The organism is Bacillus sp. FSL K6-2944 (genome assembly GCF_038005385.1).
In the GTDB taxonomy this organism is placed as follows: domain Bacteria; phylum Bacillota; class Bacilli; order Bacillales; family Bacillaceae_G; genus Bacillus_A; species Bacillus_A cereus.
The window spans coordinates 3,293,155-3,316,843 of the sequence record NZ_JBBOTE010000001.1 but is presented as its reverse complement, the minus strand read 5'-3'; the positions used below and the strand labels follow the sequence as shown (position 1 = coordinate 3,316,843).

The following is a 23,689-nucleotide window of genomic DNA, read 5'->3' as shown; positions in this document are numbered from 1 at the left end:
ATGTAGCGATTATCGAGAATAAAGAACTTCTTGTATAGACTAGGAGTGAATGGGAATGGATTTTGCAACAATTATTGGACTTATTTTAGGATTTGTAGCAGTGGTAGTAGGGATGGTCGTCAAGGGCGCTGACGTAACAGCCTTATTAAATCCTGCCGCAGCATTAATTATTTTTATCGGTACATTTGCTGCAGTATGTATTGCATTTCCGATGAATCAACTAAAAAGGGTTCCAAAACTATTTAAAGTTCTTTTTGGTTCAAATAAAAAGGATTTAAGTTATGAACAGTTGCTAGAATTATTTGTTCATTGGACATCTGAAAGTAGAAAATACGGTATTTTGTCTTTAGAGCAACAATTAGACAAAATTCAAGATGAATTTCTTTTGCGCGGTATGAAATTTGTGATTGATGGCGTATCCGCAGAAGATTTAGAGCAGATTTTGGAATCTGAATTAGAAGCAATTGAAGAAAGACATGCAAAGGGAGCTGCTATTTTTTCACAAGCTGGTACGTATGCACCGACATTAGGAGTTTTAGGTGCTGTTATCGGTCTTGTAGCTGCGCTTGGTAACTTAACTGATATTGAAAAGTTAGGTCATGCTATTTCGGGTGCGTTTATTGCAACGATTTTTGGTATTTTTTCAGGTTATGTATTATGGCATCCATTTGCAAATAAGTTAAAGCAAAAATCTTCAGCTGAAATTGAGAAAAAACGTTTAATCATTGATTGTTTATTAATGTTACAAGAAGGTACATATCCGTTTATTATGAAGAACCGCATTTTAGGTGCACTTTCTGCAACTGAGCGTAAAAAGCTAGAAAAAGGAGCAGAAAAAAATGCGGAGTAAGAAAAATAGAAGAGGCAAAAAGAAAAAACATGATGAGCATATCGATGAAACGTGGTTAATCCCATATTCTGATATGTTAACGTTGTTATTTGCATTGTTTATCGTTTTATTCGCAATGAGTAGTATAGATGCTGCGAAGTTTAAACAGATGGCAGTTGCTTTTCGAAGTGAATTAGCTGGGGGAACAGGTAACAAAGAATTTTTAAGTGATCAAAAGCCAAATGATGAAAAAGAATTATCAGCAAGTAGCCTTGAGGCAGAACAAGCAAAAAAACAAGAAGAAGCTAGAGCTAAAGAAAAAAAAGAGATGGATGAATTGAAAGCATTACAAAAAAAGATTGATCAATATATTAATGAAAAACAATTATCTTCTTCTTTTCAAACTAAATTAACTGAAAAGGGATTAATGGTGACAATATTAGAAAATATACTGTTTGATTCGGGGAAAGCAGATGTGAAATTAGAATCTTTAGGGATTGCAAAAGAGATGTCTAGCTTACTTGTTTCAGCGTCACCTCGTGAAATTACAGTATCGGGTCATACGGATAATGTCCCTATTGCCAATGCGCAGTTTGCGTCGAATTGGGAATTAAGTACGCAGCGGGCAGTTAATTTTATGCAAGTATTACTGCAAAATAAAGAATTACAACCAGAAAAATTTAGTGCGATTGGATACGGAGAATACCGTTCAATTGCTCCAAACGATACACAAGAAGGAAAGGCAAAGAATAGACGTGTGGAAGTATTTATCTTGCCTTTTACATCAAATGATTTTAAGTTGTCGCGACGGATTTTATCTTTTTCTGCATCTGATTTTTTGAAATCATAATCATATAAAGCGCCTTCCCAATCGCCATACATTGGATTCGGGAAAATAATGAATTTCTCACCAAATTGTGCTTTTGAATCTGCTACTGTTTGGTTACGATCTTTTACAGATTTTCCATCAAAACCTGTGAAATCAGATAAGTTATCACCGAAGAATAAGACAATATCATGGGTTTGAGAAACGAGTTCACGGCGTTTTTCTTTTCCTTTTTCTTTCGGATCTTGTAGTAATATATGTTCTTTCGTTGCTTGAGGAGCACCTACACGCTCAAGATTTTTAATTGTTGCATCTAGTTGATTCGTTTTACGATTTGAGATGTAGTAAATATCTACACCTTTAGACTCTGTATATTTTAAGAAATCAATTGCGCCTGGAAGGGCTTCAGCCTCAGCTTTTTTAATCCAATCATCCCATTTGTAAGGATAGCCTTTGCCTGTTTTTACGCTCATTGCCTGATGAGGACTGTTATCTAAAACAGTTTCGTCTAAATCAAGCACGATAGCAGGTTTTTTCTCTGTCCCTTTTGCAAGAATTGCATCAAGCTTTAATTGACCAATGTTGTACCCTTGGTAGTAAAGTGCTTTCGTTTCACCGGCTGTTTGATACCATAAATCAGCCATTAATTGTTGTTCTGTTAATTTTACTTTCTCTTCTTTCGCCACTGTTTTCTCTGGTGTTCCTGAACATGCTACAAGTGATGTAGATAGAACCGCTACAGATAATAAAGTGGTAATGCCCCTCTTCATCTTCATATGTATCCTCCTTGATGTTAGAAAATCATTTTATATTATATATTAAAATATAATATTTTTATATGAACATTTGCATATTGTCTTTTGTATATATAGTAGTATGTCCTATATTAGAAAGATGAGCAAAATAATAATAGCTGTTTTGACAAGTTTTATTGTCGTAATGACAATTATAATTGACAAAAAGAACTTTGTTATTTACAATTTTAACTAAATAGAACAAATGATGGATTCATGACGATGTTTACATATAAGAGGATGAAGCGTGGTGCTATATTTTGTCTTGAATAAACATAGTCTTTGAAAGAGAGTACGAATGATACTAAAGGGGAGGCTTTATACTTGAGTTTACAAATTCAAAACTTAACGAAACAATTTGGGGAATCAAAAGCAGTTAACGGTTTGCAAATTTCGTTACCAAAAGGTGAAGTACTAGGGTTACTTGGACGAAATGGTGCAGGGAAAACAACAACAATCAAAATGCTTCTCGGATTATTAACGCCTAATGAAGGTTCGATTACATGGGATGGAAAAGCATTTGGAAATAGTGGTGTAACAATTGGGTATTTACCAGAAGAAAGAGGTTTATATACAAAAAGTAGAGTAATAGATCAGCTGCGATATTTTGGTAGATTAGAAGGAATGTCGAAGAAAGAAGTGGATCACGCTATTGATCACTGGTTAGAGCGTTTAGCGATACCAGAATATAAATTTAAAACGGCTGGAGAGCTTTCAAAAGGGAATCAGCAAAAAATCCAATTAATTGCTGCTCTTCTTCATAATCCGGAACTTCTCATTTTAGATGAACCATTCAGCGGCCTTGATCCAGTTAATGCTGGGATGTTAGCTAGTATTATTGAAGAACAAGTACAGAGCGGAAAGACGATTATTTTATCAAGTCATCGTATGGAACAAGTAGAGGCTTTTTGCCAACATGTATGTATTTTGAAAAAAGGTGAAGCAGTCGTAAAAGGACAGCTAAGTGATATTAAGAAAGAATACGGTTTCCGTAATTTAACGATTGAAGATACAGTAGAGAATGAAAAGGGATTAGAAGCTATACATGTATCGTATGAAAAACAACAAGGCCTTCTTTATGTGAAAGTACAAGACGATGCGGAAGCTCTCAAGATTTTGCAACAGTTACAAGAGCAAGGTGTTAGCTTACGACAATTCAAAATGTTAGAGCCGACGTTAAACGAAATCTTTGTAGAGAGGGCGAAATAACGATGCGTAAATTTTCTCACGTATTTTCATTTTATTTTAGGGAAGCGTTTTTATCTAAGAAATCATTAATTACGAGTGCGATTTTATTTTTAGTTGTGTTTGGGATTTTTGCATTTAATCATTTTACTTCAGGCGATGATAAAAATAATGATAAAGATAAAATTGCAGTTGTAGTAGAGAGTTCCACATATAAAGTACAAAAAGATGAGCTAAATAAGCTATTGCCATCAGCAAAAATAACAATTGGTTCAAAGGATGATTTTGATAAACTGCATAAGCAAGTAGAAGAAGGCGATTTAGATGGTCTATTCCATGTGACGGAAAAGGGTGGGGCTCCATCGATTACATATATGTATAATGGATTTCCAAGCCAAGCAACTTCTGCAATTATGGCAGGATATTTAAAGCAACAATATACGATGGTGACGATTGCCAAAAATAATGTTTCACCAGAAATTGCACAGCAATTACAAACAGAAATTCAAGTAAAGCAAGAAGCGATAAAAGATCGTACATCTTCTTTCGGAATTGCCTATTTCTTTACATTTGCTTTATATATGTTTATTGTAGCGTTCGGAAATACAATCGCAATGAATATTGCATCTGAAAAGGCATCACGTGTAATGGAAGTAATGCTTCCGAAAGTGAAGCCTCTTACGATGATGTATGCGAAAATTTTAGCGGTTGTTTCAACGGCGTTATTGCAACTTGTCGTATTGGCGTGTGGTTATCTTATTCCATATTTGTTAGGTTGGGTCGATTTAGAAAGTGCCTCACTATTTGGTATTCCAATTGACTTTACGAAATTAGATGCAAAAGTTATCAGCATGTTTCTTGTTTATTTCATTACGGGATATTTACTTTATGCGATGATGTATGCTGCTGCTGGAGCTGTCGTGTCTAAGACGGAGGATTTACAAGCTGTATCTTTCCCGGTAATGATTTTAATTATGGCTGCATTCTTTATTAGTATTAAATCATTAAGTGATCCGAATAGTACTATCGTTGTTGTAAGTTCTTACGTTCCATTTTTTACACCGATGGTTACCTTCTCACGTATTGTAGCTGGTGAAGCAGGTATGCTAGAAATTACGATAACATTAGCAGTCTTATTGGCGACAATTGCGGTATTAAATGCTGTTACAAGCCGCATTTACGTAAACGGCGTAATGAATTACTCAGATAAAGTGAAATTTAAAGATTTAGCGAAATTTATAAAGCGTCAATAATGAGAGAAAAGCATGATTTCCTATTGAAATCATGCTTTTTCTTTATGTATAAATTAAAAATAGTATATAATAATAAGAGTCGTCTTTTAATAGAATGAATAAAAAGGAGGGTGTGCAGATGGGGATTAGTAGTCGTTTTACAGTAGGTGTTCATATGCTGACATTACTTGCGATAGATCGAAACTCTCGCTGTACCTCTGAATGGATTGCCGGTAGTGTGAATACAAATCCAGTTGTGATTCGTCGCATTACAGGAATGTTGAAGAGAGCAGGACTTGTTGATGTACAAGCTGGTAAAGGTGGTACGACACTTGCTCGAGATTTAGAAGAAATTACATTACTTGATGTATATAAAGCAGTGGAAGTTGTAGAAGAAGGACAACTATTTTCCTTCCATGAAAATCCCAACATTGAATGTCCAGTAGGAGCTAATATTCAATCAGTATTAGAAATTATTTTAATGCAAGCGCAAGAAGCGATGGAAAACGTACTTGCAAATGTAACGGTAGATCAATTAGTTACAAATTTAAAGTCTAAAATGAAAGAATAAAAAAAGCGAGCTTCCTCATAATGAGGGCTCGCATTTTTTTATTTAGAAATATTGAAAATTCTATTTTTCAGTATTTAAAATGAATTTACCTACGATAGCTGCGAAGATACCACCAAGAATTGGTGCTATGATGAATACCCATAGTTGAGAAAGTGCTTCTCCACCAACAAATAAAGCTGGTGCGATACTACGAGCTGGGTTAACAGATGTTCCAGTTAACGGAATTCCTAATAAGTGAACTAAAACTAATGTGAAACCAATTACTAGTCCAGCTAAAGAAGAACTTCCTTTTTTACCTGTTACAGCAACGATAACTAAAATAAATACGAAAGTTAAAATGAACTCAACTAAAAATGCTCCAGATAAACCAAGAGTTCCGAAACCATTTTGTCCTAAATTATCTAAAGGTGTTTTAGCAGATTTTAAAATTGTTACTAACGTTGCAGTTCCTAATAAACCACCTAAAATTTGAGCTAATACATAATAACAAAGTTCCATAGCGTTCATTCGTTTGTTGATGAACATAGCTACTGATACTGCTGGGTTAATGTGACATCCAGAAATTGTTCCGATGCTATATGCCATAGCTACAATAGATAAGCCGAAAGCCATAGCGATTCCTAATGTTCCAATTCCTTCAATTCCGCCGCCAGTGACAGCTACTCCAGTTCCGAATAATACAAGTACAAATGTACCAATAAATTCAGCGATTGCTTTTTTTAACATAATTTACCTCCTATTAATGCGCATGAAACGTATTATAACATAAGTTTTAGTATAAACAGCCAATGAAATACTATTCTGATAAGGCGAAATAGGGGGACAATAAAAAAGAGTATGGTTCATCTCTATAGAACCATACCCTTTTTTTATGCCGATTTTTTCTGTTTAACGACTGGAACAGAACGGTTTAAAATACTATTTGCAACCATTCCTAACATGATAATAATCATTCCGATGAGAGAAAGTCCTCCAGGGAGTGAACCATTTAAGAAAATGATTTCTCCAAGTATGGTAAAGACCATCGTTCCAGCTTGTGTTGCTTCAACAGCTCCAAGTAGAGCGAGGTTATCTTTTGCTAAGTCAGTAGCAAAGAAAAATGTCATCGTTGCAATAACGCCGGAACATAATGCTAACAAAAATCCTTGAAGCATTTGGTTGGATGTTGGAATGCCAGTAGTAGAAAATCCGTATATACCAAGCAAGATTGTTATAGGAAGACTTCCAATTGCCATTCCTAATACACGTTGGAACGTATCAAGGCGTCCACCAACAAGCTCCATCATTTTTCGGTTACCGAACGGATATAAGAAAGCGGCTAATACGACAGGTAAAAAACCTGAAATGAACTGAGTCATTGTAATATGGCCTGCGGCAGTTGCTTGCATACAAATTACACCAAGTAAAATAAATAATGCAACATATAAGCTACGAAGTGGAATTTTTCCGCGTACAAGTTTCGTACCTGATTTTGTTTCTATTTTCACGAAAAATAGTGGTGATAGTAGTAAACCAGCTAAAATCGTAACTTGCCAAGTTCCAGCAACGAGCCAAGCTGGAGAAAAGACAGCTGCGAAACTTAATAAAGAATAAAAACCAATACCGGCAACAGAACCCCATCCGATCCATGCCAATGGATGTTTTTTTAACTCTTCCCATAATCCCCTAAAGTTTTTGCGAAATAAAACGATAAGGAATAAAATAGGAAGAGCAAATAAAAAACGGAAGGAAGCTGTCCAAGCCCAGCTCGTTCCAGATACATTCATTGCTCTATTAATAATAAAGGTTGCAGAAAAAAAGGCCGATGATAAAAGACCTAATAAAATTGCGCGCATGAAGTATAGCACTCCTTTCGAAAATAAATAATTATGTATAGTATGATATACTTTTAATTGTTAAAAGTAAACTATTTTATACTTTGAGGTGGTTTTATATATGAAAGAAAATGAAGATATGCAAACGAAAGAAGTCATTCAACAAGTTGGACAGTTATTGAGACAAATTCGAAATGAACAGAAATTAAGTTTAGAAGAATTAGCCCATAAAACAGGAGTTAGTAAATTAACATTAGGAAAGATCGAAAGAGGGGAAACAAATCCGACACTAGCTGTCATTTGGAAAATAACGAAAGGGTTATCAATTCCTTTATCCAGATTAATGGTTGTTGGAGAACCTGTAGCTGTTGCGCGCTGTGGAGAAGGATTTGCAGTAGATGAAGGACAAGCGTGGCATTTAGAAACGATGTTCCGTTATACGAAAGAAACAGGGATGGAAATGCACCGTGCTTGTTTACGATCAAATAGTATATATGAGCCAGAAGCTCATCATGAAGGTGCGATTGAGCTTGTAACGGTAATGAAAGGGAAAGTGTCTATTCAAGTGGAGAATGATGTATACGAATTAAATGAGTTTGATTCCATTCAATTTGAAGCGAATAAGAAGCATATTTATAAAAATGAAGAAGAAGAAGTGGCGGTATTACATTTAACGATGAAATATTCTTCATGAAAAAATCACCTATAGGATTCTATAGGTGATTTGCTCTTCTTAAGTATGTGAAATGATGCCATTAGTACGAACGTGGCATAAGTAATAAACAAATGAAATAAACTAAAAATCCTGTCCCAAAACATAAAACAGCAATAACCCAAATGATACGAATAAGAGTAGAGCTAATATCAAAATATTCTCCTAAACCACCACATATACCAAATAGCATTTTATCAGTTTCGGATTTACATAACCTTTTTGACATATTCCAATCAACTCCTTTTTATATCAAATTGCATACTTTTATTCTATATGGAAATTTATGAGAAGACTATGGGGTTGTATTACATTTTTTTTGTGAGAAGCGATCGTATTAATTGTCTTAATTTTCAGTGGATATTAAACTTGTAGTTATGAGGTGATTTTTAATAAAGGGTGGGGAAATAGAGATGACAGTATATTGGTTGACTAACGTAATGCTTGAATCAGGATATACATATGAAGAAGAGAGAATTTCACAAACAGAAACAGAATTATGCAGTTTACTTATTGAAGATGGTCGAATTAAAAAAATTATAAAAGGGATTGTTCAAGAGGAAGATATAGTAACTTTTGATGCTAAGAACTTATTAATGTTGCCAGCTTTCAAAGAGATGCACATTCACATTGATAAAACATATTATAGTGGCCCATGGAAAGCTTGTATGCCAGCAGAAAGTATTTTTACACGTTTTAATGAAGAAGAAAAAATTTTACCAAAGCAATTAGCGACTGCTCAAAATAGAGCGGAAAATATGCTAGAGTTACTACTGCAAAATGGTGCAACGAATATTAGAACGCATTGTAATGTTGATCCAATTATTGGGCTTGGTAATTTGGAGGCGACGTTAGCGGCATTAGAAACATATAAAAATCGAGTATCTAGTAGAATTGTTGCGTTTCCGCAACATGGATTATTGCGCAGTAATTCTGTGCAACTCGTGAAAGATGCGATGCGTATGGGTGCCAATCTAGTCGGAGGAGTAGATCCAGCTACAGTGGATAATGACATTGAAAAGTCATTACATACAATTATGGATATCGCAGTCGAATTTAATGCGGATGTTGATATTCATTTGCACGATGCGAATAATCTTGGAACGTTTACGATGAAGAGATTGGCAAGTTTAACAGAAGAAGCAGGATGGCAAGGCCGTGTAACGATTAGTCATGCACTTGGACTTGGTGGTGTTACTGATAAAGAGGCTGAAGAAGTGGCAGAAAGACTCGCAAATGTAAATATTGATATTACTTCAACAGTGCCAATTGGTAAACAAGTAATCCCAATTCCGTTATTAGATAAAAAAGGTGTTACGGTTTCATTAGGCAATGATAGCATTACAGATCATTGGTCACCGTTTGGAACAGGTGATATGCTTCAAAAGGCGAATCGATTAGCAGAGCGTTTTGGGTGGAGTGACGAAAGGTCTTTAGGAAAAGCACTCCGCTTTATTACAGGAGGAAAAGAAACGTTAAATAAGGAAGGGAAGCGAGTATGGCCGAATGTAGGGGATGAAGCGAGCTTTGTTTTGACGAATGCGACATGCGCTGCTGAAGCAGTGGCGCGTCAAACAGAAAAACGTTTAGTCGTGTATAAAGGAAATATTGTTGTTGGAAGTTTAAATGAGGTGGAATTAAATAATCTTGTGTAGAAGAATCGTTTAAATATTTTGAGGAGGGTTCTAATGGTGAGTATAGAACTCTTCTTTTTTATTCTTACAATATATTTTTATAGGAAAGCTAGAAGGGATGAAAAAATTGGACAATCAACATAACCAAAATCATATTATGGGAACTTTGCAATGGTTTATATTTTTATTAGCAAATTCAATCGCACTACCAATTGTCGTTGGCGGATTATTTCATCTTACGACGGAAGAAATATTTTATTTAATGCAGCGTACGTTTTTTGTAGTTGGTATATCTTCTTTTTTACAAGGATGGCTTGGGCATAGACTACCAATTGCGGATGGGCCGGCTGGATCTTGGGTTGGTGTATTTACCGTACTTGCTTATGCAACGGCCGGACAAGATCAATTACATAGTACACTGCAAATTTTAGAATTAGGAATGATAATCTCCGGTATTATTTTAATAGGATTAGGAGTAACTGGTTTTATAGGACGTATTTTATTTTTATTTACGCCGCTTGTGACAGGGACGTTTTTACTTTTATTATGTTTACAATTAAGTGGTGTATTTTTAAAAGGAATGTTAGGAATTACAGCTACTATTTCTCAAATCGACGGATTTACAGCAATGATCGCGTTTAGTATATTTCTGTTCGTTATTATACTATCTAATTTTGGAAAAGGCTTTGTCAAAAGTTATGCAGTTTTAATAGGATTAATTAGTGGGTGGATTATTTTTCTCATTGCAGGAAAAGTGACAATCCCATCTCAAGTAACTCATTTTGTGCAACTTCCACATATATTTGCTTGGGGACTTCCAAAATGGAATACAGGTATGGCTGTATCAAGTTTTGTTATGGTATGTATTTTAGTTTCGAATACGGTGGCAGCTATTATAGCAATTAATCAAGCAACTATTCATAAAGCGACTATTGAACAAAAACAGTTGAAAGATGGAACATGGGTTGGGGGGATTTCGCATATCATCTCTTCTGTATTTTCAACTGTAGGTGTCGTTCCGTTACCAGCAACGGCAGGATTTATACGTTTAACAAAACAAAAATATATCCGATCGTTCTTAATGGCATGTGCGTTACTAGTCGTAATGTCTCTTTTTCCAAGTATTATTCGTTACTTAGCATCTTTACCATCAGCTGTCGCATCGGCTGTTTTAATGGCTTCGTTCGTACAGTTAATTGGAATTGGATTTAATAATATAAAACAAGTGCCGATGAGTGAAAGGAATGTAACGATTTTAGGCGTTGCAGTATTATTTGGCAGCGGCGTTATGTTTTTACCGTCTGGAGCACTCCAATCCTTGCCGTCTGTTATGCAATATATATTCGGTAATGGCTTATTTGTAGGTACGGTTGTAAGTATATTGCTAGAACAAATATGGCGCGTTGGAAAGTAAGTGGATAAAAAGAGTGTACGCACTGTATAAAAGTCTAAAATAACATAGGAAATAAAGCCCATTTTCATTCACCACCTGCACATTTCGTTCATACAATATCTTGACTAAATAAACACCCAACTTACACATACACAGCTCTGGCTTAAGCAAGGAGGGTTATACCAGTTGAAGGAAAAAGCGTATCAATCTAAACCTTTACTCACAAAGAGAGAGAGAGAAGTATTTGAATTGCTGGTTCAAGATAAAACAACGAAGGAAATTGCAGGTGAACTTTTTATAAGTGAAAAGACAGTTCGCAACCACATCTCAAACGCAATGCAAAAGCTAGGGGTTAAAGGACGTTCACAAGCAGTTGTGGAGCTTCTTCGTATGGGAGAGCTCGAATTATAAGAAAGCAGCCGACTTTTATATAAAAGTCGGCTATTTTTTTGTTTGCTTCACTTGCTATATGAATGATAAAAACGTTTCATACATAAATAGGTAATAAGGAGGGGATATGTTGAAAAGGATACTGTTAGTTTCAACAAGTGCTCATGATATGAATGGACACCCGACTGGTTTGTGGCTTGAAGAGCTCGCAGCTCCTTATCATGTATTAAAAAAGGCTAAGTTTGATGTTGATATTGTGTCAATAAAAGGCGGGAGAGTACCTATAGATAGAGTGTCTATTCCGAATGGTATACCTCGCGAATTCAAGCATGTAGCTTCTTTATTGCAAAATACGAGGCCGATTTCAAATGTTCATTTTTCGGATTATGATGCGGTTTTATTTGGTGGTGGGCACGGGGCGATTGTAGATTTTCCAGGTAATCCATATGTAGCAAATTTGATTGAGAATATGTATAACAATAACCGGATTGTAGCGGCTGTTTGTCACGGAGTAAGCTCTTTAGTCGGTGTGAAAAATAAGGATGGCTCGTTTTTTGTTGTGGGTAAGCGTATAACAGGTTATACAAACGATGAAGAAAGAGCTATACATTTAGAAAAGCGCGTTCCGTTTTTGCTAGAAAGTAAGTTGAAAGAAGAAGGAGCTTTGTTTTATGTAGCCCCCAATTTTACGCCGCATGTAGTAGTAGATGGTCATTTAATTACAGGACAAAATCCACAGTCTAGCGTGGAAATAGGTAAGGCTATAAAAAGGGCTGTAAATAAATTATAGAAAAAGTACCCGCTACTAACAAAGGTAGTGGGTATTTTTATCCCTCTATTTGCCGGGCAGTAGGACCCCCGATTGGTGAGAGCTAATAATCAGTGGGGATGAACGCCCCCCACTGATTAAAGTTTCACTGTATTCTAAAATTCCCGCCTCGAAATTGGTTTGTAACCGTCCAGTTGGTAATAATTGATTATAGTTTTTTATGTATAGTATATGAAAATGTAATAAACTAAAAAGGCATAGTGAGTATAATAACTTCATTTATAATCATTCGTGAATTTGCTATACTATTTTGTATGGACAAAAGGGGAGGCTCTTTTAAATGAGAAAAGTCGCATGTGCAAATACTTATATTAATAAAATAAAGCCCATTATTAGAAAGACAAGTTTTAGCCAATTGAAAATAGATGAAATTGCGAAATATATGGATATTAGTAAAGCTACTTTATATAAACGTTTTTCTTCGAAAGATGAAATTATTGAGGCGGTAGTAGAGGATTTCATGAACTATCTACTCGAAGGTGATGCGGATAATCAAGATGAAAGTATGTCATTTACAGAACGTTTCCAAAAGACGTTTATTCATTCTTTAAAATGTGTGACATATATTTCGGATGTTTTTTTGCAAGATTTGAAAGAAGCATATCCGCATTTGTCGGATCAATTAGTCGCTGCCCAACAAAATCGTAACCATAATTTGCAAATGTTTTTTGAAGCGGGTATGGAACAAGGTTATTTTAATAAAATGAATGCACAATTATTTATGGTACAAGATGATGTGATGTTAAGACGTATTATAGATCATTCTTTTTGTATTCAGTACGATATTACGTTAAAGAAAGCGATACTTGATTTTTATCAATTAAAGAAGTATCAACTTTTTAAACCAGAGTATATAGAAGCAATTGATGATTCTGAAATTGAAAAAGAAGTTATTGCTATTTTGCAAATGATTTCGTAAAAAAGCAGATCTCCCTTAATAGAGGAGAATCTGCTTTTTTAGTACATATTATTTTTGCAACTGTTTTAATACTAATTCGGCTACTAGACCACCTGAAGCTGGGTTTTGACCAGTGATAACACGATTATCTTCTAGAGCATAAGCTTCCCACGGTTGCGCGGCTTTTTCGTAAAGTCCTCCATTTTTAATGAGTTCATCTTCTGTTAAAAATGGAACGAATTGATCTAATTCAGCTAATTTTTCTTCTTCATTTGAAAAGCCTGTTACCTTCTTACCGCTAATTAAACGATCCCCATTGCTTAATGTAATATGAAATAAACCAGCAGCTCCATGACAAACCGAAGAAACAATTCCGCCGTTTTCATAAATATTGCGGCTAATATTTTGAAGTTCTTTATTTTCTGGGAAGTCCCAAATAACCCCGTGGCCACCTGCGTAATAAATAACAGCGTAGTCTTCTGGATTCACTTCACTTGGTTTCATTGTAGAACCGAGGCGATTCATAAACTCTTTCTTTTGATACCATTCCCAATCGATACTCTCCGCCATTGCTAAACTATGTGGATCAATTGGTGTATAACCGCCTTGTGGACTGACGTAATCAACTTCGTAACCCGCTTCTTCTACTTTTTTTACGAAATGTACAGCTTCACCAAGCCAAAGTCCGGTAGCCCTATTTAAATTTGGGTATTTTTCTACGCTTGTTAATACAACTAACATTTTTCTCTTCATCATAATCCTCCTATAATGTCTCTTCTATATAAAAGTTCTGTATGCGTTTCATTTTATTAAGTTAAAAAATGTAAATTTGAATAATCATGCCAGTCCTCCTTATATCGGCTTCGAAATTAGTGTATAATAACTTTTGAACAAAGTAAACTAAAAAGACTGAATTAGTTTACTTTGTATATTTTTTCGTTGACAAACTGTAATGCTGAAACTATGATAGTTCCATGAATATCGAACAACATACGTGTTTCGTTTCGAATTCAATTTAGCCCGCATTAACGGGCAGTAAGACCCCCATCTCAAAATTCAGCGGAAGCAAAGAAGTTAGGTGGGAGATCAACTGCCCGTAAAAGCCCGATTGGTGAGGGCTAATAATCAGTGGGGGATGAACACAAACCTCACTGATTAAAGTTTCACTTTATCGCGCGATAAATTAGCACCTTTTATACATTTAATGAAGTTGTTTAGTGGTGATACAACATTTAAATAAGTTCATTTTTTTATCTATAGTTTGACAGTTTTAAAATTGCAATCAGGAGAGTGTTACACATGGGGAAAGATATAAGAAACCATTCGAAATGGTTTGTTTTTACATTATGTTTTATTGTTTTGTTAGGACCGATGAACGCTGTGTTATTTAATGTAGCGCTAGAGGATATTGCCAATGATTTATCAATTAGTCAATCGAAAGTAAGTTGGGTTGTAGTAGGGTATTCTTTAGTTGTCGGTATTGGTTCGATAATATATGGAAAGCTGGCTGATCGTTACAGTGTAAAAAGACTATTAATTATTTCTATTATCATATTTGTAGCTGGTTCTATTGTTGGATTTATGAATCAATCTTATGAAATTATCATTTTCGCAAGGTTAGTGCAGGCGAGCGGGGGAGCAGCGTTTATTGCGCTTAGTATGATTGCGGTGGCGAAATTAGTTGCTCCAGCTAAAAAACCAGGTGCGTTAGCAATGATTAGTTCTTCTATTGCATTAGCGGTTGGTATTGGACCTTTAGTAGGTGGGGCAATTACAAATACGTTAGGGTGGCCGTATTTATTTTTATTTATGGTTATTTCAATGATTGGTATTTTCTTACTCGTAAAATTTATGCCAGAAGAGGCGCGACATACAGATGAAGTGTTTCGCTTTGATTTCATTGGAGCAGTTTTATTATTTGTATTGATTACGACCATTTTATTAGGAGTTAATATTAATAGTTGGCTTTTTGTGTTATCTGTTGTTTTTCTATTTTTATTTAAGGCTCATATGAAGAGAACAGAGTCGCCGTTTATTGATATTGAGTTATTTACAAATAAACCATTACTTCGTTTAATAGCGGTCGGATTTATCATTAATGTGGCGTTATGTGCTAGTTTATTATTATTACCATTACTGTTAGGAAGAGGACATGGATTGTCTCCATTCGTTATTGGAATTGTATTGTTTATTGCATCTCTCTTTGGTATTGTATCTAGTTTTATTACCGGAAAGATTATTCCTTCGTTTGGGAATGTGAAGATGATGTATGTAGCTTCTGTAGTTATGATCATTGGCTTTTTAATTTTAGGGATTATTCCGGACGGGAACTTACTCTTTATTTTATTTGCGGTTATTTTAACATTTATGAGTTATTCGGCAATTCAAGTATCATTAAACACATTTATCCCGAAAACATTAAATCCAGCTAAAGTTGGAGTCGGTCTTGGTTTATATAATTTAATTAACTTTTTCGGTATGGCATTTGGACCAGCTGTAGCGAGCAAAATTATGGAATCTACAAATAGTTATCGATTGAATTTTATTTTGATCGTCATTTTAATTGCTGCTCATTTTTTCTTATTGATGGGAATGTCTTCTTTTCAAAAAAAGATGGAGCAATGAATATGCACTTTATATAGAAGAAACCGACTTTCTTATAGAAGGTCGGTTATTTTTCTATCTTGCAAATTACGAAAAAAAGGAGCAAAATAAAAAAGGTCCTAGTCTATACATGGGAAAATGAAAATTTTCATACAGAAGTATTTGAAGTGAGCGAACTTAAAGTGTGTAAAATATAATGATAAACATAAAAGATGATGAATGAGAAAACGGGTGATGAAGTTGAATAGAGCAATCGGTGTTATCGATTCAGGAGTTGGCGGTTTAACAGTAGCGAAGGAATTAATTCGTCAGTTGCCGAAAGAGCGTATCATATATTTAGGAGATACAGCACGTTGTCCTTATGGTCCACGTTCTCGAGAAGAAGTACGTCAATTTACGTGGGAAATGACAGAGCATTTACTAGACTTAAATATTAAAATGTTAGTTATTGCGTGTAATACAGCAACTGCAGTTGTATTAGAAGAGATGCAAAAACAATTACCAATTCCAGTAGTAGGAGTTATTCACCCAGGATCACGTACAGCTTTAAAAGTGACAAACACGTATCACGTTGGGATTATTGGAACGATTGGAACGGTGAAAAGTGGTGCATACGAAGAGGCGTTAAAGTCTATTAATAACCGTGTTATGGTAGAAAGTTTAGCTTGTCCACCTTTCGTTGAACTTGTAGAGAGTGGGAATTTCGAAAGTGAAATGGCGTATGAAGTTGTAAGAGAAACGTTGCAACCACTGAAAAGTACCGATATTGATACACTTATATTAGGGTGTACACATTATCCGATTTTAGGACCTGTTATTAAAAAAGTAATGGGAGATAAAGTGCAACTAATTAGTTCTGGTGATGAAACAGCACGTGAAGTAAGTACAATCTTATATCATAGTAAAATGTTGAATGAAGGAGAAGAACAAAGCGATCATCTCTTCTTAACAACAGGAAAAATAGGCTTGTTTAAAGAAATTGCATCAAAATGGTTCGGTCAACCGATTGAAAATGTGAAGCATATTCATTTAGAAAAAGAATAATAGTAGAATTTATATAAGTGAGCTCCTGAGAAATCAGGAGTTTTTGTTTTATCTTGCTATTTGCTGGGGAGTAAGACCCCTACTGATTAAAGTTTCAATTTATAAGAGGCGCAGCTTGTTCTAAAACGTGAAACAGCTCGTATACATAATAGTACAAACTTAGATTTTAGGGGGGAATGGCATGCCTAAATCCACTTTTAAATGGGTTGTTGGTGCTACTGTGAGCGCTGTTTTACTAACAGGGTGTGGCTTTATAAATCAAGAGAAAGCAACTGAACAAATTGATCCGCCAAAACAAGTTACGTATACAGAGGGTGGGAAGAAAGAAGTAGCTAAAAAAGATAAGCAAGGGCAAATGGTAAACAGAGAACTATACCTTGTTGATAAAAATGGTTATGTTGTACCACAAACGTTAGCTATACCTACTCCGAAAGCAAATGAGACTGTGAAGCAAACGTTAGAATACCTTGTGAAAGATGGACCGGTAACGAATTTATTACCGAATGGGTTTCGTGCAGTCATTCCGGCGAATACAACGATGACTTTAGATTTGAAAAAGGACGGAACGGCAGTTATTGATTTCTCTAAAGAAATGAAAAACTATGCGAAAGAAGAAGAGCGTCAAATCGTTGAATCTATAGCTTGGACGTTGACGCAATTTACAGAGATAAAACAAGTGCAGTTCCAAATAAATGGTGAGAAATTGGCAAAGATGCCGGTTGGTGGTACACCGCTTGGTGAAGGAGTGAGCCGTGCAAATGGTATTAACTTCGATGATGAACAAGTAGCAGATGTAACAAATACAAAACCAGTCACACTGTATTTTATGGCGCAAAATAATAATAAACAGCAATACTACGTACCAGTCACACGCCGCGTTGCGGAAGGTAAAGAAAATGACTATGCAGCAATTATAGATGAACTTGTAAAAGGTCCGATCCATCAATCGCTCCTGAATGATTTTAATCCAGGCGTTAAGCTTATTACGAATCCGAAATTACAAGACGGAAATCTTACATTAAACTTTAATGAAAATATATTTGTAAACCCAGATAAAAATATGATCTCAAATTACGTATTGAAGTCGTTAGTTTTATCTTTAACAGAAAAGAAAGGTGTGAAAAATATTTCTATTGAAGTGAATGGAAAAGCAAATCTTATAGATGAAAAGGGCGGAAAGTTAATAAAACCTGTAGATCGTCCAGAAAACGTGAATACAGGTAGTTTTTAATCTTGAATAATTTGATATACTTAAGCAAGAAAGGAGAATTGCTTTTTGGGTTCTCCTTCTTTTATTGTATACATATCATACATTTAAATTTGGCTATACTAACGAGTAGTAATTAAGAGGAGGTTATTTTTATGCGAGTAGATGGTAGAGAGAAAACAGAATTACGCCATATACATATTCATACGAATTATTTAAAACATCCAGAGGGATCTGTATTAATTGAAGTTGGGGATACAAAGGTAATTTGCTCAGCGACAATTGAAGAGCGTGTCCCGCCATTTATGCGTGGAGAAGGAAAGGGCTGGGTAACAGCTGAATATGCGATGATTCCACGTGCGACAGAACAACGTACAATTAGGGAGTCAAGCAAAGGGAAAGTAACAGGACGTACAATGGAAATCCAGCGCTTAATAGGACGAGCATTACGTGCGGTAGTTGATTTAGAAGCGCTTGGCGAGAGAACAGTTTGGATTGACTGTGATGTCATCCAAGCAGATGGTGGAACGAGAACAGCTTCTATTACAGGTGCATATGTAGCGATGGTATTAGCTTTCGAGAAATTATTACAAGCAGAAAAAGTATCTAAAATTCCAGTAAAAGATTATTTAGCAGCAACATCAGTAGGAATTGTTGAAGAGCAAGGTGTTGTTTTAGATTTAAACTATGCAGAAGATTCTAAAGCAGACGTTGATATGAATGTAATTATGACTGGAAAAGGTCAGTTCGTTGAAGTGCAAGGAACTGGAGAAGAAGCGACGTTTAGTAGAGCGCAGTTAAATGAATTACTTGATGCAGCAGAACAAGGCATTTTCCAACTGATTGATATGCAAAAAGAAGCGTTAGGTGACATCGTATCTCATATAGAGTAGAGGTGGAAAAAATGAAACAAGTTGTTGTAGCGACAAAAAATATGGGGAAAGTACGTGAATTTGCTGAGTTATTTGAGCGATTTGATTTAGAAGTGAAATCATTACACGATTTTCCTCATATTGAAGAAGTCGAAGAAACTGGTGAAACATTTGAAGAAAATGCGATCTTAAAAGCGGATAGTTTGAGTAGACAGTTGAATGCAATTGTAATTGCGGATGATTCAGGTCTTATTGTAGATGCGTTAAACGGGAAACCAGGCGTGTATTCAGCTCGTTTTGCTGGAGAGCCAAAAGATGATCAAGCGAATATTGATAAAGTTTTACAAGAATTAAATGAAATACCGTTTGATAAGCGTAAAGCTCGCTTCTACTGTGCATTAGCAGTAGCTTTCCCTGAAGGTGATAAAAAGCCTGTCATTGTAAACGGGACATGTGAAGGATTTATTTTAGAACAACGCCGCGGAGAAAATGGCTTTGGATACGATCCGATCTTTTATGTGGAAGAATACAAAAAAGCAATGGCGGAATTAAGTTCAGATGAAAAAAATGCTATTAGTCACCGCGGACGTGCTCTTCGTAAGCTAGAAGAAAAAATCCCTGAATGGTTTTTAGGAGAATAAGGGAGAGAGATTGATGAAAGCTTTAATCGTAAGCGATAGTCATAGCTCTGTGAAGGAATTACAGCAGTTAAAAGAGAAGTATGAAGGGAAAGTAGATACCATGATTCATTGCGGTGATTCAGAGCTAACGCCTGCTCATGAAGAGCTGCAAGGTTTCCATGTTGTAAAAGGAAATTGTGATTATGCTAACTTTCAAGATGAAATTGTAACTGATGTAGATGGAATTCGCTTCTTAGTTGTACATGGGCATCGACATAATGTAAAAATGACATTACAAACGCTAGCGTACCATGCTGAAGAAGTGGGAGCGCAAGTTGCATGCTTCGGACATTCTCACGTATTAGGTGCGGAATTAATCGAGGGCGTTTTATTTATTAATCCAGGCAGTATTTTATTACCACGTCAGCGTGTAGAAAAGACATTTGCTTTATTAGAAATGGATGAAAATCAAATGGAAGTTCGTTTTGAAACGTTAGACGGACAACTAGTTGAACAGGCAGTTTTTAAAAGAGGATAAGAAAATTTATCCTCTTTTAAAAAAGGTGTTGACTTTATGTGTGGTTATACATATAATAAATATTGTCGATAGGGCAACGGCGCTAACGAAGAAAAGAAAATAACATATGCGGGTGTAGTTTAGTGGTAAAACAAGAGCCTTCCAAGCTCTGGTCGAGAGTTCGATTCTCTTCACCCGCTCCATGTCCCAGTAGCTCAGCCGGATAGAGCATACGCCTTCTAAGCGTACGGTCGGGAGTTCGAATCTCTCCTGGGACGCTAAAAAAACCTTGTTATCAAAAGATAACAAGGTTTTTTGTTTGTCTAAAATTTGATGTTTGGGTTATAAGTGTAGTTCATGCTTAATATTTGCGACCTTTCCTTTGATATTAAGCAGTTGCATATGTACTTTTTTTCTTAAATAAAAAGAGCGCCATTTATGCGCCCTATTCATCTTATTTAATTTAAAGAATTAATAGGTTTATGATGGAACTCAAATCCATATCCAGATTCTCTTAATTGTTTACTTGCAATATTATAAAATTCTTTACCATTCTAGTACGGTTGAGCAGCAGTTATCGGAACTTATCCCCGGCAGTGTGTTACAATTAATAGAAGCGGAAAATGAGAATCTCCAATTGACTGGACCTGTGATTGGTTAGATGGTTTAAGAAGGTCGTATAAAAAAGGGAGATGGCGCAAAGATGGCGAGATCAAATGAGAATGATTTAACGGAGAAATTGGCAGAAGGCCACCGAAAATATGGTGATGGCAATTTTACAGTACAGAACATCGGTGATGAAACTAACCCGAATTGGACTGTCGTAAAAAATGTGAGGAAGGGATCGGCAGGCATTCGCGAAGGAGAAGATATATTAAGACTGCGATCAAAATATATAAAATAGTACGGAAATGGGCGGAGCGGGAGTTCGAATTTCTCCTGGTACGCTACAAAAACCTTGTTATCTTTTGATAACAAGGTTTTCTGTTTAGTTATTAATAAACTTCTCAAATACAAAACCATAATCTTTCACATTATATTGTTTCTTCGTATCAACAAGCCAGTTAAAGGCAATCTCGTTCATTTCTTTAAATTGCTCTGCTAAATTTACTTGTGCGTTTGAAATGCGGCTAAAGGCATTAGATGCCATATCTAAACTTTTATGTGCATATTGTAATGTAATATCGTTGTCGTATGAAATTTCTTCGATTTTAAGTAAAGCCTTATATAAATCTTTTAATTCTTCAATATGTTTTTTATGAACATCAATTGAGTAATGTTCATCGCCCATTTGAAACTTAATTTCTACATCTAAATCAATCGTTCCTGCAGTTTCGAGTGCTACGTTTTTAATTTGATATTTACTATAACGAAAGCGGCGTAGTGTACGTTTTTTACTTGTTGCGCTTGTACCGTCCAAGTGAATTAACCCTTTGTTTGTGAAGCAATATTCATCTGATTTCGATTTAATTAGAAAGTAAATTTTCTCTCCGTCTTCATGCATTACATAATCATCGGCATCGACCTTATCATAGTCTTTAGGTGTAATAACAGAACCTACATCGCTTAGTCCTAATACATCTGCGGCCATTTTTTTAAACATATATAATCCCCCTTGTAAATTAAATTCTTAATTGTATAAAAATATATTAACATGATTTTCATCCTTTGTTTTCTTGTAATACGAAAATATCTGAAGGTAAGTTAAGAAAAGTAATGAATAATTATTTTGATCCTAAATTATTTAGTAAATCTATTAGTTTAAGATTGGATTCTCCGAAAAATAACCAAGAGAAAAAAGTTAATTTTGCAAGTGATTATAGAGAAATTCCGTGAAAGCACCTCAAGCTATGTGAGGTGTTTTTCTATCCTCTTTTGAAATCTTACAATTCTGTAAGGTAACTGTAAGGTAGTTCGATGGTAACAAATTGCTAATCTTTTATAATGAAGATAACAACGATAAAACGAGGAGGCAGAAATGATGAAAGGATTAGTTGTAACGGGCTTAACGGTTGCTTTTGGATTTGTAGCGTATGAGAAATTAACGTATGTAGTTGATGTTGTGAAACATTTGATTGCTTAGAGAAAACAGCCATGAGAGGGAAAGGGAATGAGTGAATGAATGGAATGGTTATTTGGAATTATAGGTACTTGTAGTGTAGTGTTATTGTTCTTTGTCCCAAGTGGTATACTTAGTTCGACAACAAGTTTGTTCTTCTTAAGTTTGTTTGCTTGTACGATGCTTATTATTATGTTTTTAATGAAGCGAAGTAAACCAATCTTCTATTTTAGCATGATTGTTATGGCAATTATTGTTCTCCAAATTATTACCCTTGTAATATACCCCACAATTATAAAAGCTTTCCATTAATGATGAATCCTCTGCGCTTGTTGCTGGGGATTTTTATTTGTACAATTTTAATTTTTAGTAGAGATTTATTCGTATTGGAATGTAAAAATTAAATATTTTTATATTTCAAACAAATAGTTTTGGGATGTTGTGTTCTCATTACGCATTTGATATATTTACTTTGAACATAATTAAAATCAAGAAAAAGAGGCGGACGTATGGATAAAAAAGAAAATACGGTCGTATTGTTTCCACAACTATCAGAGCGCTATATTGATGAAGGTTTTTTAGCGCTGAAAGAGCGGAAGTTCGAAGATGCATTGCGCTGCTTTGAAATATTACGTCAGTATAATGCGGAAACGGAACAAACGGAATTAGCTTCAGTTATTTGTTTACTCGAATTAAAACGTATGGAAGAAGCGAAAGACAAATGTGAACAGTTGCTTAAAACAGGAGTTGTCTTATTTGGTGATATTCTTGAAACGTACGTGACTATTTTAGTTCAAACAAATGATTATGAAGGTGTTATTGAAACTGTTGAAAAGGTTTTACAAACGAAAGATATAATGCCTGATCAAAAGGAAAAATTAGCGCAACTTGCTTTATTTGCAGAAGGTATGCTCAATGAGGGAGACGCATCGCTAGTCGATTCAAATTTTGAGTTGGATGAGTTTACTAATGAAATTTTTGGAGAAAACTTTGGACAGAAGCTAAGAGCGATTCAGCGACTTTCGTTAAAAGACTTAGATCTTGCATTACCTGTTTTAAAGAAATTTTTAATAGAAGAAGAGCAACACCCCTATTTGAAAACTTCTATTTTGTATAAAATGATAGAAAGTCAGGTAGAAGAGGAAATAGAGGTAGAAAAGTTTGGGAATACGATTAAGGTAATTCCAGCATTTACAGGTCATAATGAGGAGCAATCCAATAACATTATACATAAATTATCAAGTCGATTAGAGCAAAATTATCCCGATATATTTGAAGCAACGGTTACATATTGGAAAGAATTGCAAATTAGTATTTTCCCATTTGCTCTATTAATGGATAAAGAAGAGATTTGGTCAGCTGTTTTAGAGAGAATTGGAAGAAAGCGTTTCGGATTGGCTATTGATGAAGAAGAGCTTATGGCAGCATACAATATCGAATTGGAAGAGTTTCATATTGCCTATCAATGGTTATTACGTGTTGAAAGAGAAGGATATTTGCCCGTATAATTATGAAAAAGAATCGTTCAGTTCTTGAAACGAGCATATTCTATGTTATAATGTAAGGGTTGCAAAAGGCAGAAAACTGCCTGTTTGTAAGAGAAGAGAAGTGTAATTCTCTTACTTAATATGTTTCATATTATTCTCGAACAAAATATAC

25 protein-coding genes, 2 tRNA genes and 2 pseudogenes are annotated in these 23,689 nt (G+C 35.2%); 22 read left to right on the top strand and 7 right to left on the bottom strand.

Annotation, left to right across the window (positions count from 1 at the left end; translation table 11 throughout):
* Positions 1-55 precede the first annotated feature (55 nt).
* Entirely contained in the window at positions 56-850 is a 795-nt protein-coding gene (gene motA, locus MHH55_RS16865) for a flagellar motor stator protein MotA (protein WP_000344859.1), read from the top strand.
* Positions 840-1,679 carry a flagellar motor protein MotB gene (motB, locus tag MHH55_RS16860; RefSeq protein WP_078186338.1) on the top strand — a complete coding sequence of 280 codons (840 nt, stop codon included), beginning with the start codon at positions 840-842 and terminating at the stop codon, positions 1,677-1,679. The genes motA and motB overlap by 11 nt, the downstream gene beginning before the upstream one ends.
* Here the strand turns inward: motB and MHH55_RS16855 are convergent.
* Positions 1,607-2,431: pseudogene (locus tag MHH55_RS16855) on the bottom strand (5'-nucleotidase, lipoprotein e(P4) family); the annotation flags it as partial. The gene motB and the pseudogene MHH55_RS16855 sit on opposite strands and share 73 nt — an antisense overlap.
* Before the next feature lie 342 nt (positions 2,432-2,773).
* On the opposite strand from MHH55_RS16855, the gene MHH55_RS16850 reads away from it, so the two are divergent.
* The 3 genes from MHH55_RS16850 (at position 2,774) to MHH55_RS16840 (ending at position 5,437) form a co-directional block, all read left to right on the top strand.
* Positions 2,774-3,658 (top strand): ABC transporter ATP-binding protein, encoded by an 885-nt coding sequence (locus MHH55_RS16850; protein WP_000058117.1) that lies wholly within the window; start codon positions 2,774-2,776, stop codon positions 3,656-3,658.
* Positions 3,659-3,660: 2 nt separating this feature from the next.
* Positions 3,661-4,887: an ABC transporter permease gene (locus tag MHH55_RS16845; RefSeq protein ID WP_001224990.1), complete on the top strand. Its 1,227-nt coding sequence runs from the start codon at positions 3,661-3,663 to the stop codon at positions 4,885-4,887.
* A gap of 118 nt (positions 4,888-5,005) precedes the next feature.
* Positions 5,006-5,437, top strand: a complete 432-nt coding sequence (locus MHH55_RS16840) for an Rrf2 family transcriptional regulator (protein ID WP_000512998.1) — start codon at positions 5,006-5,008, stop codon at positions 5,435-5,437.
* A 60-nt stretch (positions 5,438-5,497) separates the two neighbouring features.
* On the opposite strand, the gene MHH55_RS16835 is transcribed toward MHH55_RS16840, so the two are convergent.
* Complete coding sequence (locus MHH55_RS16835) at positions 5,498-6,163, bottom strand: aquaporin (protein ID WP_078186337.1); 666 nt, start codon at positions 6,161-6,163, stop codon at positions 5,498-5,500.
* A 143-nt stretch (positions 6,164-6,306) separates the two neighbouring features.
* Entirely contained in the window at positions 6,307-7,272 is a 966-nt protein-coding gene (locus MHH55_RS16830; protein ID WP_078186336.1) for a DMT family transporter, read from the bottom strand.
* A 100-nt stretch (positions 7,273-7,372) separates the two neighbouring features.
* Here MHH55_RS16830 and MHH55_RS16825 point away from each other — a divergent pair, with 100 nt between their 5' ends.
* Complete coding sequence (locus MHH55_RS16825; protein ID WP_000661924.1) at positions 7,373-7,945, top strand: helix-turn-helix domain-containing protein; 573 nt, start codon at positions 7,373-7,375, stop codon at positions 7,943-7,945.
* Positions 7,946-8,006: 61 nt separating this feature from the next.
* Here the strand turns inward: MHH55_RS16825 and MHH55_RS16820 are convergent, their stop codons facing one another.
* Positions 8,007-8,192, bottom strand: coding sequence for a PspC domain-containing protein (locus MHH55_RS16820; protein ID WP_000044334.1), 186 nt, complete (start codon positions 8,190-8,192; stop codon positions 8,007-8,009).
* Positions 8,193-8,376: 184 nt separating this feature from the next.
* On the opposite strand from MHH55_RS16820, the gene MHH55_RS16815 reads away from it, so the two are divergent.
* The 5 genes from MHH55_RS16815 (at position 8,377) to MHH55_RS16795 (ending at position 13,128) form a co-directional block, all read left to right on the top strand.
* Positions 8,377-9,618, top strand: a complete 1,242-nt coding sequence (locus MHH55_RS16815; protein ID WP_078186335.1) for an amidohydrolase family protein — start codon at positions 8,377-8,379, stop codon at positions 9,616-9,618.
* A gap of 97 nt (positions 9,619-9,715) precedes the next feature.
* On the top strand, positions 9,716-11,011 hold the full coding sequence (locus MHH55_RS16810) for a purine/pyrimidine permease (protein WP_000732140.1): 1,296 nt from the start codon (positions 9,716-9,718) through the stop codon (positions 11,009-11,011).
* Between the two features lie 165 nt (positions 11,012-11,176).
* Positions 11,177-11,401 (top strand): spore germination transcription factor GerE, encoded by a 225-nt coding sequence (gene gerE / locus MHH55_RS16805; protein WP_000659484.1) that lies wholly within the window; start codon positions 11,177-11,179, stop codon positions 11,399-11,401.
* A gap of 106 nt (positions 11,402-11,507) precedes the next feature.
* Positions 11,508-12,170: a type 1 glutamine amidotransferase domain-containing protein gene (locus tag MHH55_RS16800; protein WP_078186334.1), complete on the top strand. Its 663-nt coding sequence runs from the start codon at positions 11,508-11,510 to the stop codon at positions 12,168-12,170.
* A 319-nt stretch (positions 12,171-12,489) separates the two neighbouring features.
* Positions 12,490-13,128 (top strand): TetR/AcrR family transcriptional regulator, encoded by a 639-nt coding sequence (locus MHH55_RS16795; RefSeq protein WP_001233006.1) that lies wholly within the window; start codon positions 12,490-12,492, stop codon positions 13,126-13,128.
* Positions 13,129-13,176: 48 nt separating this feature from the next.
* Here the strand turns inward: MHH55_RS16795 and MHH55_RS16790 are convergent, their stop codons facing one another.
* Positions 13,177-13,860, bottom strand: coding sequence for a type 1 glutamine amidotransferase domain-containing protein (locus MHH55_RS16790; RefSeq protein WP_000823847.1), 684 nt, complete (start codon positions 13,858-13,860; stop codon positions 13,177-13,179).
* A 546-nt stretch (positions 13,861-14,406) separates the two neighbouring features.
* Between MHH55_RS16790 and MHH55_RS16785 the strand changes: the two genes are divergently transcribed.
* From MHH55_RS16785 to MHH55_RS16750, 8 genes are all read left to right on the top strand, one after another.
* Complete coding sequence (locus tag MHH55_RS16785; RefSeq protein WP_000513854.1) at positions 14,407-15,732, top strand: MFS transporter; 1,326 nt, start codon at positions 14,407-14,409, stop codon at positions 15,730-15,732.
* Positions 15,733-15,945: 213 nt separating this feature from the next.
* Entirely contained in the window at positions 15,946-16,755 is an 810-nt protein-coding gene (gene racE, locus MHH55_RS16780; RefSeq protein ID WP_000774005.1) for a glutamate racemase, read from the top strand.
* Positions 16,756-16,936: 181 nt separating this feature from the next.
* Positions 16,937-17,986 (top strand): spore germination protein GerM, encoded by a 1,050-nt coding sequence (gerM, locus tag MHH55_RS16775; protein WP_001126746.1) that lies wholly within the window; start codon positions 16,937-16,939, stop codon positions 17,984-17,986.
* A gap of 131 nt (positions 17,987-18,117) precedes the next feature.
* Positions 18,118-18,855: a ribonuclease PH gene (rph, locus tag MHH55_RS16770; RefSeq protein WP_001261765.1), complete on the top strand. Its 738-nt coding sequence runs from the start codon at positions 18,118-18,120 to the stop codon at positions 18,853-18,855.
* Positions 18,856-18,866: 11 nt separating this feature from the next.
* On the top strand, positions 18,867-19,475 hold the full coding sequence (locus MHH55_RS16765; RefSeq protein WP_000815939.1) for an XTP/dITP diphosphatase: 609 nt from the start codon (positions 18,867-18,869) through the stop codon (positions 19,473-19,475).
* 13 nt (positions 19,476-19,488) lie between these two features.
* Positions 19,489-19,992, top strand: coding sequence for a metallophosphoesterase (locus MHH55_RS16760; protein WP_078186332.1), 504 nt, complete (start codon positions 19,489-19,491; stop codon positions 19,990-19,992).
* 108 nt (positions 19,993-20,100) lie between these two features.
* A tRNA-Gly gene (locus tag MHH55_RS16755) sits at positions 20,101-20,174 on the top strand.
* Position 20,175: 1 nt separating this feature from the next.
* Positions 20,176-20,249 (top strand) — tRNA-Arg (locus MHH55_RS16750).
* Positions 20,250-20,429: 180 nt separating this feature from the next.
* On the opposite strand, the pseudogene MHH55_RS36420 reads toward MHH55_RS16750, so the two are convergent.
* A pseudogene (locus MHH55_RS36420) lies at positions 20,430-20,522 on the bottom strand (DUF6572 domain-containing protein); the annotation flags it as partial.
* Positions 20,523-20,674: 152 nt separating this feature from the next.
* On the opposite strand from MHH55_RS36420, the gene MHH55_RS16745 reads away from it, so the two are divergent.
* The gene (locus MHH55_RS16745; protein WP_000124460.1) at positions 20,675-20,875 is read left to right on the top strand and encodes a hypothetical protein; all 201 of its coding nucleotides are present in this window, start codon (positions 20,675-20,677) and stop codon (positions 20,873-20,875) included.
* A gap of 84 nt (positions 20,876-20,959) precedes the next feature.
* On the opposite strand, the gene MHH55_RS16740 is transcribed toward MHH55_RS16745, so the two are convergent.
* Positions 20,960-21,574: a PH domain-containing protein gene (locus MHH55_RS16740; RefSeq protein ID WP_000473863.1), complete on the bottom strand. Its 615-nt coding sequence runs from the start codon at positions 21,572-21,574 to the stop codon at positions 20,960-20,962.
* A gap of 519 nt (positions 21,575-22,093) precedes the next feature.
* On the opposite strand from MHH55_RS16740, the gene MHH55_RS16735 reads away from it, so the two are divergent.
* Both MHH55_RS16735 and MHH55_RS16730 read left to right on the top strand, forming a co-directional pair.
* Positions 22,094-22,342 (top strand): hypothetical protein, encoded by a 249-nt coding sequence (locus MHH55_RS16735; RefSeq protein WP_001983650.1) that lies wholly within the window; start codon positions 22,094-22,096, stop codon positions 22,340-22,342.
* Between the two features lie 197 nt (positions 22,343-22,539).
* Positions 22,540-23,538, top strand: a complete 999-nt coding sequence (locus tag MHH55_RS16730; RefSeq protein ID WP_078186331.1) for a hypothetical protein — start codon at positions 22,540-22,542, stop codon at positions 23,536-23,538.
* Positions 23,539-23,689: the final 151 nt, after the last annotated feature.